This window comes from Photorhabdus kayaii (genome assembly GCF_025384895.1).
GTDB classification, from domain to species: domain Bacteria; phylum Pseudomonadota; class Gammaproteobacteria; order Enterobacterales; family Enterobacteriaceae; genus Photorhabdus; species Photorhabdus kayaii.
The window spans coordinates 41,945-56,188 of the sequence record NZ_JAJAFZ010000028.1 but is presented as its reverse complement, the minus strand read 5'-3'; the positions used below and the strand labels follow the sequence as shown (position 1 = coordinate 56,188).

Here is a 14,244-nt window from a genome sequence, read left to right as displayed (position 1 = left end):
ACTGCGCTACAAAAAACTATTAATACTACAATACTGCTTTTCATTGACTTTCTATTCCACAATGCCGAAGCAGTATTAACCACAAATTTAGCTTAGTGATCAATGTTTAGGGTTGATTATCAACCGGGCAACTAAAATAGGGGGTTGGTTAAGATGGCAGCAAAAACAAAGGGTTATATTGCAAGGCAAAAAACAGGCCAATGTGATTATTTTGTGACAATATTGTATAAAAAATAGATTAATATTAATCATTTAATAACCAGCATTAATAATTTCAAATAAATTTTATTGTTTTATTTTTATTATGTGATTCGCATCACATTTATGATGATTTGTTTCGGTATGAAACTACATAAAATGTGACGAATATCGTTAATTTGTGATGAGGAATTACCTTTTCTGACTTATATGAGGATTTATCCATGTCAATCTTGCTTTTTACCCGCCGTTCGATTTGCCAGAAAATCATTTAACCTAAATCCTTTATAATTATATGGGATAAATAGCATGATTTATTGGCGTCATTGCTCACCTTGGGAAAGGGGGAGCAATGAAAATATCAATGGGGTAATCAGGCAATGCTTTCTAAAGGGAACTAAATTTAATGAAGTCTCTGAATAGGAAATAAATTTTGTGGTAAACCGATTAAGTAATCTCCCGAAAAATTCGGTCTACCAATTATTTTTAAATATATTAATTCTATTTTTACATGAAAATAATATGTTTTTTATCGTATTATTAATAAAGGTGTTAATAATGGCTAGATATAAATAGATATATTATGTTTATAATGATAGGTTATTTTTCTATATAAAGACAATTATTTATTTCTATATTTAAATTTTTATATAATATAAATTCAAATTATATTTGATAAATATATTATAATGTGGATAAAATGAGAGTGGTAATGTAAGTCAATTTCTGGTCTTATAGTGATATTTCAAATTAATCATTGTCAATTACGTTAGGCATTAGTATTTACCCTATGGATTTCAAGATGCATCGCGACGGCAAGGGAACGAATCCCCGGGAGCATAGATAACTATGTGACCGGGGTGAGTGAGTGCAACCAACAAAGAGGCAACTTGAAAGATGACGGGTATAGTCTATTTGATTAAATTAGTTGAATAGCCTACCGTTGAGTTTTATTTATTAATAATGTATTCATCTCTGCTTTTAAAAATATGTTGTACAGCAAGGTATAATATTTGTGTGTTAATATTGCAAGACAATAAATATGATAGAGATATAATCATTTCATGTTGAAAAATTAACTGTCAGTAGAGGGGAGGGAATTTGTGATCTGCTTATAAAAATGTGACGATATAATGGCTTTTCATTATTTTATTGATGTACGTCAATGCTATTGTTACCTGTACCGTTTAATAGAAGCATGACTTCAACAAAATTAATGGATATGCTATGTCGTTAAAAATAACTGTACTACTGGAAAATAAAACATCTGATTCATATTTGATAGCTAAGCCTGGTTTGAGTCTTTTACTTGAAGATGGTGAAGAGAAGATAATTTTTGATACCGGCCCGGATGGTAGCTATATTGAGAATGCAAACAGGATGGGGATATCTATTGATGATATATCCAAAATTGTTATCTCTCATGGGCATTCTGACCATATAGGTGGTGTTAACTATTTTCCCCATAATGCTAAATTAATATGTCATCCTGATGCATTAAATGAGAAATATTATGGTGTCATGTTCAGGAAAATGGCGTTAAAATTTAAAAAAATGTCGGGTAAAATTAATAAACGAGTCAAGAAGAGAGTTTTCTTTCGTTTAACGAAATCGCATATGAAGATAAGTGAGCGATTTATTTTTTCAGGGGAAATAGCAAATGATCATCGAAAATCCTTTGGGTTAATTAGAAAGAGCTCTTGGGACAATGATTATATATTGGATGATAGTGCGTTAATTTGGAAAAGCGATAATGGATTGGTGATTATCGTTGGCTGTGGTCATTCTGGTATTTGTGAAATTATTAACCACGCTAAAAGGATTACCGGTGTGGACAAAGTATTCGCAGTAATAGGCGGATTGCATTTAAGGAGAGCGTTACCGACGGAGTTATTGAAGATCAGAGAATTTTTCATAAAAGAAAACATAAAAGAGGTTTATGGATGTCATTGTACTGGTAGCTGGGGAAGACTTTGGTTACCAAATGTCAAACAGCTAAAAACAGGACAGGTATTATTAGTCGAGTAACATAATGAAAGTCATTGAGAAAATGGATGTTCATCAGGTTATTACCCCATTTGCGGCAGCGTTGGGGTTGAGGATTTATTGTTATTTTATAAAAAACAATTTGTATATTCAGTATTTCACGCAAGTTATTATGGCCACTTTTGGTAAGAAAGTGGCACTCTATATCAATATATTATGATTTTCCTTAATCTCTATTTTGTTGGATTTTAATTTTGTAATTCTATTGAGTGGATTTTCTATATCTCTATATTTTGAGTGTTATGATATTTATATGTTCTTTATTGCTGGTTTTATTTTATAGTTAAATCTGAAAATAAAATTAGGTATGATGCTAATAATGGAGTTAATTGTTGTTAATTGTATCTATTCTCTCTGTTTTTGTTTTTGTTTTTGTTTTTGTTTTTGTTTTTGTTTTTGTTTTTGTTTTATTGCTTGTAAATTATCAAATAGATGGTGCAGTAAAGTTCTATCTTCGGCCACTGAGAGAAATGACGAAAATTCATTTTAAAAAATAATTCTACAAGATATATAGAGTTCTTAATGAAAAATTGAATCGATAAATTTAGGTTTATTTATCGTTTCTGTGATGTTTAATTCATTAAAATAACAGGCTATTATATGAACTTAATGTCTTTACGTTGCTTATATAAATAGGCGGTATATAGTTGATTCATCTGTTTAATTTAAATTTAATATATTGATTTATACCCAATGGATTTCAAGATGGATCGCGACGGCAAGGGAGCGAATCCCCGGGAGCATAGATAACGATGTGACCGGGGTGAGTGAGTGCCGCCAACAAAAAGGCAACTTGAAAGATACGGGTATATAAAGTTATTCATTAAATCCTGCCACCAGTTGGCCGGAGTTAAGACAGGGGTTATGGTTATGAATCAAGGTCAATTCTGGCAACGGCCAAGAAGAAACAAACGTTATTTGGCGGTGATTTTAGCGTCTTTGTTGATGCTTTCTGGTTGTGATCAATCTGATAGCACTGATAATAAGCAAGCTGCTCAACCGCAGTCCACGGAAATTCAAAGTGAAAAAGCACCTCAACAATCAAATACTCCCCCAAAATCAGTAAAACCGAAAGATGCAGCATCACTGGCTGAATTAGTAAAACGTTATGCCGGTAAACCAGTGAAGATTCTGGATGCCTCGGAAGTTCAGCTTGATGGCGCTAGTGCAATGGTGGTGACATTTTCTGTTCCTTTAGATCCGAATCAGGATTTTGCGCAGAATGTCCGTTTGGTGGATGTCAAAGAGGGCAAACTTGATGGGGCGTGGGAACTGTCAGATAACATGATGGAACTTCGCTTGCGCCATTTGCCGCCCTCCCGTAAGTTGCAATTGACCGTAGATAAAGATGTTAAAGGTATCAATGATCGTCAACTCGAAACGGCTTATGAGAAAACGCTGACCACCGCGACGATTTCTCCGTCTGTCGGTTTTGCCAGCAAAGGCTCTTTGTTACCCAGTAAAGTTGCTGAAGGTTTGCCGGTATTGGCTCTGAATGTTAATCGTGTTGATGTTAATTTTTTCAGGATAAAAGAGGTGGCATTACCGGTTTTTATTGCACAGTGGCAATATCGCAATAATATGAATTCTTGGGAATCTGAAGAGATGCTCAAAGATGCGGAACTGGTTTATACCGGCCGTTTCGATCTGAATCCAACACTGAATACCCGCGAAAAATTACTGTTGCCATTAAGTAATATCAAAGAGTTACAGCAAGATGGCGTTTATCTGGCGGTGATGCAACAAACGGGTAAATACGCTGATTCCAATCCAGCAACAATGTTTACCTTAAGTGATATTGGTGTTTCTATGCACAGCTATCTGGATAAGATGGATGTGTTTACCCAATCTTTGGCGCAAGGTAGCAGCCTGAAAGGGGTGGAAATACGGCTGTTGGATGAGAAAGGGCAATTATTGTCAAAGGCAACAACGGACGATGATGGGCACGTCAGCTTAGAAAAAAATGCGAAAGCGAAACTATTGCTCGCTACTCATGATCACCAAACCAGTATGATTGATTTGGTATCACCGGCGCTGGATCTGTCTGAATTTGATATCTCTGGTCTACAAGGGTACAGCAAACAGTTTTTTGTTTTTGGACCTCGTGATCTCTATCGTCCGGGTGAAACGTTGATTGTCAATGGCCTGTTGCGTGATGGTGATGGCCGTGCAATGAAAAGTCAGCCAGTTAAAGTGGATGTACTGAAAACCGATGGTCAGGTTGTTCGTAGTTTTGTCTGGCAACCCGAAAATGGGTTGTATCAGTATCGCTATGCGATCCCCCAGTCAGCGGCTACCGGGCTCTGGTCGCTACGTTTTGATTTGGGCGATAACAAACCCCGTTATTACAAGTTTAATGTCGAAGATTTTATGCCGGAGCGCATGGCTCTGGAAATTAGTAGTGAGTCGCAACCCGTGATGAAAGACCACGATGTGGATTTCGCGATTAAAGGCCGTTATCTATATGGAGCACCTGCCGCATATAATCGCTTGCAAGGGCAATTATTTCTGCGTCCAGCTCGGGATGCGATAGCAAAATTACCTGGCTATGAGTTTGGTGCGGTTACAGAAGACAATCTTAGTCGCACATTGGATGAGTTTGACTTGGTTTTAGGTAATGAGGGTAAAGCCGTAATTAATGTCAGTGCCGACAACTGGAGTTCGGTCTCTTCGCCGGTAAACGTCATTGTACAGGCAGGTTTGCTTGAATCTGGTGGCCGCCCGGTAACTCGTCGAGTTGAACAGGCCGTTTGGCCGGCAGAAAAGCTGGTTGGTATCCGTCCGTTGTTTAATCAGAAAGAGATTTATGACTATCGCGTAGGTCGTTACCAAAGTCGTTACAATGTGGATGAAAATTCACTGGCGCAATTTGCGGTGGTGTATGCCGATGCCAATGGAAAAAAATATGCTGCAAAAGATTTAACTGCCCGTCTGGTTTATGAACGCCGTGACTATTATTGGCGTTGGTCGGATGGTGAAGGTTGGCAATCAGGCTATGACCAGAAAGATTTGGTGATGGCGGATGAACATATCCAGATTGCTCAAGATGGTACGGCAAAGGTCAGTTTTCCGGTTGATTGGGGGTCGTACCGTATTGAAGTGGTTAATCCTGAAAATCAATTAGTGACCAGCGTTAATTTCTGGGCAGGTTACTCATGGCAGGACAATACCGGTGGTACAGGGGCTGTTCGTCCTGATCAGGTGAAGTTATCTCTGGATAAACCCGCTTATCAGGTAGGTGAGAAGATAAAACTGCATATGGTTGCACCACAGGCCGGTAAAGGTTATCTGTTGGTGGAATCCAGTGAAGGGCCACTTTGGTGGCAAAAAATTGATGTGCCAGAACAAGGTTTGGATGTGGAAGTGCCGGTAAATAAAGAGTGGCGTCGTCATGATCTTTATTTAACCGCTGTGGTGGTGCGTCCAGAGGATAAATCTCGTCAGGTGACACCGAAACGGGCCATTGGCGTGTTGCACCTGCCGTTGGCTGATGAAAATCGTAAGCTGGATTTGACGCTATCCGCACCGGAAAAAATGCGTCCGAATCAGAATCTTACTGTTAAAGTCAAGGCGACACCACAGCAAGGGCGGAAATTACCCAAGCAGGTTAATGTGCTGCTTTCTGCTGTCGATACGGGGGTGCTGAATGTCACGAATTTTAAAACGCCGGACCCCTATGAGGCTTTCTTTGGTCGTAAGCGTTACAGTGTCGATCAATATGATGTGTATGGTCAGTTGATTGAAGGTGAAGGCCGTCTGGCGAATCTGCGTTTTGGCGGTGATGGTGATGATAGCGCCCTTGATCGTGGAGGCAGAAAGCCATTAACTGAAGTTAAGATTATCGCTGAACAAGCACAGCCAGTGACGCTGGATGAAAATGGCGAAGGGCAGATTGTTTTGCCAATCCCTGATTTCAATGGTGAATTGAGGTTGATGGCTCAAGTGTGGAGTGAAGATGAGTTCGGCCACGGTGAAAATAAAGTTGTCATTGCTGCGCCGGTGATTACACAGATGGCACTACCTCGCTTTATGGCGAGTGGTGATCATGCATTGTTGTCGTTGGATTTGACTAACTTGACTGAACAGACGCAGAACTTGACCTTGAACTTTGCTGCTAATGACCTGATTAAGTTAGAGGGGGATATTAGCAAAGCGATAACATTGGAAAAAGGCAAACGCACCACAGTAGAGATTCCGGTCACAGCGGATTTGGGGGTTGGTCAAGGAGAGGTTTCCCTGACGATTGATGGTCTGAATTTACCCGGTGAAAATCTGAAACCGTATAAAAATAGTTGGAAGATTGGTGTGCGTCAGGCACAGCCAGCGGAAACTGTTCTGTTCGCTAATGTTATTCATCCGGGAGAAGAGTGGCAGTTGCCGTTAAATGCCTTATCGGGTTTATCACCAGAAGGCACCGAGGGGCAGTTGCTACTGAGCAGCCGTCCACCGTTACAGATTTCACGCTATATTCGTGAATTGTACGCCTACCCATATGGCTGTCTTGAACAGACAATCAGTGGGCTTTATCCGTCACTCTATTCGAACAAATCAGAGCTGAATAGTTTGGGTATCATGGCGGAAGATGATAATAAACGCCGGGCAAGTATTGATGAGGGAATTATTCATCTGTTGAGTATGCAGCGTCATGACGGTAGCTTTGCTTTATGGGATAAAACCGGTGATGAAGAATATTGGTTAACGGCTTATGCCACCGATTTTCTATTCCGTGCAAGTCAACGAGGTTTCAGCATCCCTAAAGAGGTGTTGACTTCTGCCAATAACCGTCTGTTACGTTATTTACAGGATAAGAGTGTTATTAACTATCCCTACAGCCAGAATCAGGAAGCAATGCGATTCTCGGTTCAGTCTTATGCTGGTCTGGTGCTTGCCAGTCAACAGAAAGCACCATTGGGCGCTCTGAGACAAGTTTATGAACGCCGTCAGCAAGCAGGCAATGGCTTGTCACTGGTACAACTGGGAGTCGCATTGAAATTGATGGGGGATAACACCCGAGCAGATGAAGCGGTTCGTTTGGGGATCAGTAAAAACCGGAATGATGATTTAGATTTAGGTGATTACGGCAGTGACATCCGTGACAACGCAATGATTGTTGCTCTGTTGACTGAAAATAACATGTTAATAAAGGAACGTGATGAGAAATTGCTGGCTCTGTCTGATGAATTGACATCCCGCAATTATTTCTCAACTCAGGAGAGTCATTCACTCTACTTGGCGGGACGTTTCTTTATTGATACATCAGTGCAGCCGTGGAAAGCGGTGATTAATCAGCGGACTTCACCAATAAGTAGAGATAAGCCCTATAGTGAGATGCTGTATCCACAGGATATTCAGCAAGGTGTGAGTATCAGTAACCTTGGTGACAGCACGCTCTATTCACGAGTGAATGTGGTGGCCTACCCACTGCGCTCTCCGAAACCTTACGCTAATGTGCTGAAAATTCAGCGTAGCTATCTGGATATGAAAGGTAATCCGGTTTCCATTGACCATCTGAAAAGCGGTGAAATGGTGGTTGTGAAGCTGATGGTGAGCTCAGATAAACCCGTACAGGATGCTTTGGTTGTTGATTTATTGCCCGCCGGCTTGGAGCTGGAAAACCAGAATTTGGCTAACAGCAGTGCCAAGTTGAGTGAGAGTGCCGCTAATCTTCAGGAGTTGATTGGCGATATGCAACAGGCGACGATTCATCATATTGAATATCGTGATGATCGATATGTGGCGGCAGTAGCGGTTGATCCGTCTCAGCCAGTGACGTTGCTCTATCTGGCACGTGCTGTAACTCCGGGTGTTTACACCATTCCTGCACCACAGGTGGAATCTATGTATGTGCCTTACTGGCGTGCAGTGGGTTCTACACCTGAAAAACTGGAAGTTGTCCGCTAAATTTGTCAGCCCTTATGCTCTGGTGTAAGGGCTGGTTTCTCTCTTGGTGTTCATAGATGAAGAAAACGCATCGCCTTATGTGGCTGATTGTACTGTTGTTGTTTTTGCTCCCGGCGGGTTTATGGCTGGCAGATAAAATCTGGCCTCTGCCACTGCGTGAAGTCAAAATGGCGCGCATTGTCGTGAGTGAGGATGGTACGCCACTTTGGCGTTTTGCCGATGATGAAGGTGTTTGGCGTTATCCGGTGACGTTGGGTCAAGTGTCGCCGGAATATATTCAAGCTTTGCTGACTTATGAAGATCGTTGGTTCTACCAGCATCCAGGGATTAACCCGATTTCTCTGGTCAGGGCTGCCTGGCAGGATATTCTGGCAGGTAAAATTTTGTCCGGCGGCAGTACGCTGTCAATGCAGGTTGCCCGGTTGATTGACCCCCATTCACGCACTTTCGGCGGGAAGCTGAAACAGATCTGGCGTACTTTGCAGCTTGAATGGCACTATTCTAAAGATGAAATTCTGGAGATGTATCTGAACCGTGCGCCGTTTGGTGGCACATTACAAGGTGTCGGTGCGGCGAGTTGGGCATATTTGGCTAAACCGCCCTCTGAACTTTCAGCGGGAGAAGCGGCTTTACTGGCTGTTCTGCCACAGGCTCCTAGCCGTTTAAGGCCAGATCGCTATCCTGAACGGGCACAGGCTGCTCGTGATAAGGTGTTGCAACGGTTGGAGCACTATAAAATCTGGCCGGAACAGACGATTGCTGATATTCGGCAAGAAACGTTGTGGTTGGCTCCTCGGCAGGTGCCACAGCTTGCCCCTTTACTTGCCAGACGAATGGCGAAAGGTACTCGTCAGGAGATCATCAAAACAACCCTTGATGTGGGATTACAGCGTCAGCTTGAAGATATGGCGGTGAATTGGAAGTATCAGTTACCAGAAAAAACGTCGATTGGCGTGTTAGTGGTTGATCATACAGACATGGCGGTAAAAGCCTATATCGGCTCGCTGGATCTACGGGATGATAGCCGTTTTGGTCATGTCGATATGATAAGTTCATGGCGTTCGCCGGGATCAACCTTGAAGCCATTTTTGTATGCCATGGCGCTGGATGATGGGTTAATTCATGGGGAATCATTGTTACAGGATGTGCCTCGCCGTTTTGATTATTATCGTCCCGGAAATTTTGACAGTGGCTTTCATGGGCTGGTCAGCGCCAGTGAGGCGTTGGTTCGTTCACTGAATTTACCCGCCGTGCAACTGCTTGAAGCCTATGGCGCCAAGCGGTTTACCGCCAATATGCGTAATGTGGGAACCGTATTGCGTTTTCCTCCCGGCAGTGAACCCAATTTATCATTGATTCTTGGTGGTACGGCAACCCGGATGGATCAACTGGTGGCGGCTTACTCGGCGTTTGCCCGTCAGGGGAAAGTTTCCCCCTTGAGATTCACTCCGCAGCAGACATTGCGTGATCGGCAACTTTTTTCCCCCGGCGCGGCATGGATAGTGAGGCGAATTATGGCTGGAGAAGCTCTGCCGCAACCTGATGATGTTTTGCCGGCACAAGTGCCGCTGGCTTGGAAAACCGGTACCAGCTATGGCTATCGTGATGCTTGGGCCATTGGCTTAAATGCGCGTTATACCATTGGTGTTTGGGTTGGTCGGCCGGATGGCACGCCAGTTGTCGGGCAGTTCGGCTATGCTACGGCGGTTCCCATCATGAATCAGGTCAATAATCTGTTATTCGCCAATATGCGAAATGGGGCTAAACGGATTCCGGTTGATCCGCGTCCAGCAAGTGTGAGTCGGGCAATCATCTGTTGGCCGGGAGGGCAGAGTTTGCCGAAGGGAGAGAAGAATTGCCGTCAGCGGCGTCTGAGTTGGATACTGAGTAACACTATTCCGCCTACGCTGCCTGCGGTGGGGCAAGAGGCTATTTCAGGCATCAATGAACAGGTGTGGTTGGATAAAAACGGTTTGCGCGTGGCTCCTGATTGTCCCGGCGCTCAGGCTAAAAATATCGCTCTATGGCCGATTACCCTCGAATCATGGTTACCAGCACAAGAGCGGCGGGCACAGCGTCTGCCACCGGTTAATTCTGAGTGTCCACCGTTGAAATCAGATGAAGCACCTTTGTTGATCGCGGGTATTCATAATGGAGATGTATTGAAACGGCTTCCTGGTTTTGGCAGCCTTGATTTACCTGTCACCACTCAGGGCGGTAGTGGTGGGCAACAATGGTGGTTTCTGAATGGAGAACAGGTAATGACCACAGAAAATAATCGGGGATTTGTTCAGACATTGACTCAGCCGGGTAAATATCAGCTTAGTGTTTTAGATTTTGGCGGACAAGTTGATTCTGTCAATTTTACCTTGAAGTAAACGATTCAGGTAAAAGTGTGATTTGTACGAAAAAATGGTAATTTTCGCTAAGGAAAATTTAATGGAATGTTATGTTTTCTGTAGGCAACTGCTATTCGTACCCCTATAATCAACGCCGTTTTTATCTCCGCTAAGGTTGCGGAATGAGTATTAACCGATTAACTTATCGGGAAAAATTAAAATTATCAGTTGCTGCAAGAAGAACCAAGAGGTTATCTATGACGGTTGAACGTACTTTTTCTATTGTTAAGCCTAACGCTGTGAAGAAAAATGCCATCGGGGCTATTTATGCTCGTTTTGAAAGTGCTGGGTTTAGAATTATTGCCGCCAAAATGCTTCACCTGACCCGTGAACAGGCTGAGGGCTTCTATGCGGAGCACAAAGGCCGCCCTTTCTTTGATGGTTTGGTGGAATTTATGACTTCTGGGCCGATTATGGTTCAGGTGTTGGAAGGCGAGAATGCAGTACAGCGTCACCGTGATCTGATGGGGGCAACTAATCCTGATAATGCATTGGCAGGTACTCTGCGCGCTGATTATGCAGATAGCTTCACTGAAAACGCGGTTCACGGCTCTGATGCGGTTGAATCTGCAAACCGTGAAATTGCGTATTTCTTCACAGAAGATGAAATTTGCCCACGTTAATTGATTTGCCGTTACCCGTAGCATCATGGCATTAAAGTTTGTACAATGCGGCGCCCCGTTGTTAATTCAACGGGGCGCTTATTATTTGCTATTATACTAAACTGATAGTGACCTGAATTGAAACTTCGCGTTGAGTTCATTAACGCAGAGCCGAAAGTGTTACAACGAGGCGATATAAAAAGATGTCCCAACCAAATACTGCGGCACAATTTGCTGCTTCTGTCGTGTCTGAAACTCCAGAAAAGAAAGGCGGTAAAATTAACCTGCTTGATCTGAATCGCAAGCAAATGCGCCAGTTTTTCATTGAGATGGGAGAAAAACCCTTCCGTGCTGATCAAGTGATGAAATGGATATATCACTACTGTTATGACGATTTTGAGCAGATGACAGATATTAACAAAATTCTGCGAGCAAAATTGCAACAAGTTGCAGAGATCCGTGCACCTGAAGTCGCAGAAGAGCAACGTTCGGCCGATGGTACGATTAAATGGGCGATCACTGTTGGCGATCAGCAGGTTGAAACGGTTTATATCCCGGAAGATGATCGCGCAACTTTGTGTGTCTCTTCTCAGGTAGGCTGTGCACTGGAGTGTAAATTCTGTTCCACTGCTCAGCAAGGGTTTAACCGTAATTTGCGGGTTTCTGAAATTATTGGTCAAGTTTGGCGTGCCGCAAAAATTATTGGTTCACTGAAATCCAGTGGTCGTCGCCCGATTACCAATGTGGTGATGATGGGGATGGGAGAACCGCTGCTTAACCTAAATAACGTGGTGCCTGCCATGGAAATCATGATGGATGATTTTGGTTTCGGTTTGTCAAAGCGCCGTGTGACGTTATCCACATCCGGTGTAGTGCCGGCACTGGATAAACTTGGCGATATGATTGATGTTGCTTTGGCAATTTCCCTGCATGCACCGACAGATGATGTACGGGATGACATTGTTCCTATCAACCGTAAATATAATATCGAGCAGTTCCTTGCTGGTGTGCGCCGCTATTTGACTAAATCTAATGCTAATCAGGGCCGTGTAACCGTGGAATATGTCATGCTGGATCATATTAATGACAGCGTGGAACAGGCACATCAATTAGCTGAATGCTTGAAAGACACACCGAGTAAGATCAATCTGATCCCATGGAACCCGTTTCCGGGGGCGCCATATGGCCGTAGTTCCAACAGCCGGATTGATCGCTTTGCTAAGGTGTTGATGGGATATGGTTTCACTACTATTGTCCGCAAGACTCGCGGTGATGATATCGATGCCGCATGTGGTCAACTTGCCGGTGATGTAATTGATCGTACCAAACGTACATTGAAAAAACGTCAGGCCGGTGAACCTATTCAGATAAGAACAGTCTGAATGGGAATGTTGGTATGTCCTGTCATGCAGTAACGGAAATGCATAAGTGAAATGATCGTTACAATGACATATCTTTGGTCGGTGGGGATGGAAATGATAAGGAAATCGTTATCGGGAATGATGGTTGTTGCCGTGGTGGTTGCTATGTTGTTGGCAGGATGTTCCAATCAACCAACAAACGGCAATCAACAGCGAAAAGTCGCAGCAGAAACCCGGATTCAATTGGGAATGGCCTATTTGGCTAAAGGTAATTTACCTGCCGCCAGATATCACTTTGATAAGGTTTTACTGGTAAAGCCAGACCATTATCAGGCTCAATTAGGTATGGCGTTGTATGAGCAATATTCTGGTCAGCCGGAAGCCGCTCGTCAACGTTACAAAATGGCGATGCAGTACGCGCCAGGAAATGATACGGTATTGTATCATTACAGCGTTTTTCTCTGTGAGCAGGAGCAGTATGAAGAAGTCAAGACTCTGTTTACTGGGAGCCATGCTGACAGGCGTGTTTGTTATCAGTGATTTGCCGCTAGTAAAATAGCAAATCTATTTCGCCGCGCAGGCCATTGTGTAATTTAAAGATTATAGCAAGGCGCCGGCGCGAAGTTTTTCACAACCTGAACAAGTACCGCGTCTTCTTGCTAATGAATACTGAAACGACTCCAGAACAAGCTTATTTAACCGCAGGTCAGCTCCTGCGTCAGGCTCGTGAACAACACGGGCTAACCCAGCAGACTGTAGCTGATCGCTTGTGTTTAAAACTTTCTACTATCCGTGATATTGAAGAGGACAATATTCCAGCCACTATGGTACCGACTTTCCTGCGTGGTTATGTTCGCTCTTATGCTAAGTTGGTACAAATTCCAGAAGCAGAAATTCTGGCAATTCTGGATAAGCATACCCCGGCAAAAACCGCGAAAGTTTCACCGATGCAGAGTTTTTCGTTGGGTAAAAAACGTAAAAAACGCGAAAGTTGGTTGATGTGGATTACGTGGTTGATTATTTTAGTCGTAATTAGTTTGACGGGAGCATGGTGGTGGCAAAACCACATAGCTCAACAGAAGGAATTGATTTCGATGGCTGATCATTCTGCGGCTAAGGTTGCTCAGAAAAAAGCCAGTTCAGAGGATTTACCCACTGAAAATCACGATCAGGTGACACAGTTACCAACCCGCGAACAGGCAACAAGTGAGCCATCATCATCTGCCGCTGTAACCGAAAATGCAGTGGCAGCGAATAATACTGGTGGTCCTAGTGGGCATAGTGAGGAAGTGGCCCAATCTGCGCCATCAACGCAAAATCAAGTGGTGAAAACACCTGAAACTCAATTAGCAGGTAACGGGCCACAAACTCAGACTGCTCCGTTGTCAGCCAATCAAGGGACAGCTCAAGTACCGAGTGTGTCTGAAAATAATTCAACGGCAGTCGCTGACAGTAATAATCTGATGATGAATTTTAAAGCATCCTGTTGGTTGCAAGTTATTGATGCAAAAGGAAAGAAATTATTTAGTGGAACTAAACATAAGGGTGACCATCTGAGTCTCTCTGGCTCATTACCTTATGAGTTAACTATCGGTGTTCCGGCTGTTGTGGATGTACGGTTCCGGGGGCAATCTGTTGATTTAAGCCGCTTTATTAAAGAGGGTCGTATCGCACGTCTTAAAGTACCGGCAGCATAATGAAAGGCCTGTTACAGTAGGGCATAGTTGTAATTTTATC

General features: G+C 43.2%; 8 protein-coding genes and 1 pseudogene. All 9 read left to right on the top strand.

Annotated features, from left to right (window positions below; translation table 11 throughout):
* Nucleotides 1–510 precede the first annotated feature (510 nt).
* Nucleotides 511–618, top strand: a pseudogene (locus LGZ98_RS12455) (IS30 family transposase); the annotation flags it as partial.
* An 807-nt stretch (nucleotides 619–1,425) separates the two neighbouring features.
* Nucleotides 1,426–2,226: an MBL fold metallo-hydrolase gene (locus LGZ98_RS12450; protein ID WP_113043666.1), complete on the top strand. Its 801-nt coding sequence runs from the start codon at nucleotides 1,426–1,428 to the stop codon at nucleotides 2,224–2,226.
* A gap of 697 nt (nucleotides 2,227–2,923) precedes the next feature.
* Nucleotides 2,924–3,058 carry a hypothetical protein gene (locus tag LGZ98_RS12445; protein ID WP_262978134.1) on the top strand — a complete coding sequence of 45 codons (135 nt, stop codon included), beginning with the start codon at nucleotides 2,924–2,926 and terminating at the stop codon, nucleotides 3,056–3,058.
* A gap of 56 nt (nucleotides 3,059–3,114) precedes the next feature.
* Nucleotides 3,115–8,145 (top strand): alpha-2-macroglobulin family protein, encoded by a 5,031-nt coding sequence (locus LGZ98_RS12440; protein ID WP_262978133.1) that lies wholly within the window; start codon nucleotides 3,115–3,117, stop codon nucleotides 8,143–8,145.
* A gap of 56 nt (nucleotides 8,146–8,201) precedes the next feature.
* The gene (gene pbpC, locus LGZ98_RS12435) at nucleotides 8,202–10,523 is read left to right on the top strand and encodes a peptidoglycan glycosyltransferase PbpC (protein ID WP_113043664.1); all 2,322 of its coding nucleotides are present in this window, start codon (nucleotides 8,202–8,204) and stop codon (nucleotides 10,521–10,523) included.
* Nucleotides 10,524–10,741: 218 nt separating this feature from the next.
* The gene (ndk, locus tag LGZ98_RS12430) at nucleotides 10,742–11,167 is read left to right on the top strand and encodes a nucleoside-diphosphate kinase (RefSeq protein ID WP_112876258.1); all 426 of its coding nucleotides are present in this window, start codon (nucleotides 10,742–10,744) and stop codon (nucleotides 11,165–11,167) included.
* 182 nt (nucleotides 11,168–11,349) lie between these two features.
* Nucleotides 11,350–12,528 carry a dual-specificity RNA methyltransferase RlmN gene (locus LGZ98_RS12425; protein ID WP_113043663.1) on the top strand — a complete coding sequence of 393 codons (1,179 nt, stop codon included), beginning with the start codon at nucleotides 11,350–11,352 and terminating at the stop codon, nucleotides 12,526–12,528.
* A gap of 93 nt (nucleotides 12,529–12,621) precedes the next feature.
* Nucleotides 12,622–13,047, top strand: a complete 426-nt coding sequence (locus LGZ98_RS12420; RefSeq protein ID WP_229015580.1) for a tetratricopeptide repeat protein — start codon at nucleotides 12,622–12,624, stop codon at nucleotides 13,045–13,047.
* Between the two features lie 122 nt (nucleotides 13,048–13,169).
* Complete coding sequence (gene rodZ / locus LGZ98_RS12415; RefSeq protein ID WP_262978132.1) at nucleotides 13,170–14,204, top strand: cytoskeleton protein RodZ; 1,035 nt, start codon at nucleotides 13,170–13,172, stop codon at nucleotides 14,202–14,204.
* The last annotated feature ends 40 nt before the right edge of the window (nucleotides 14,205–14,244 follow it).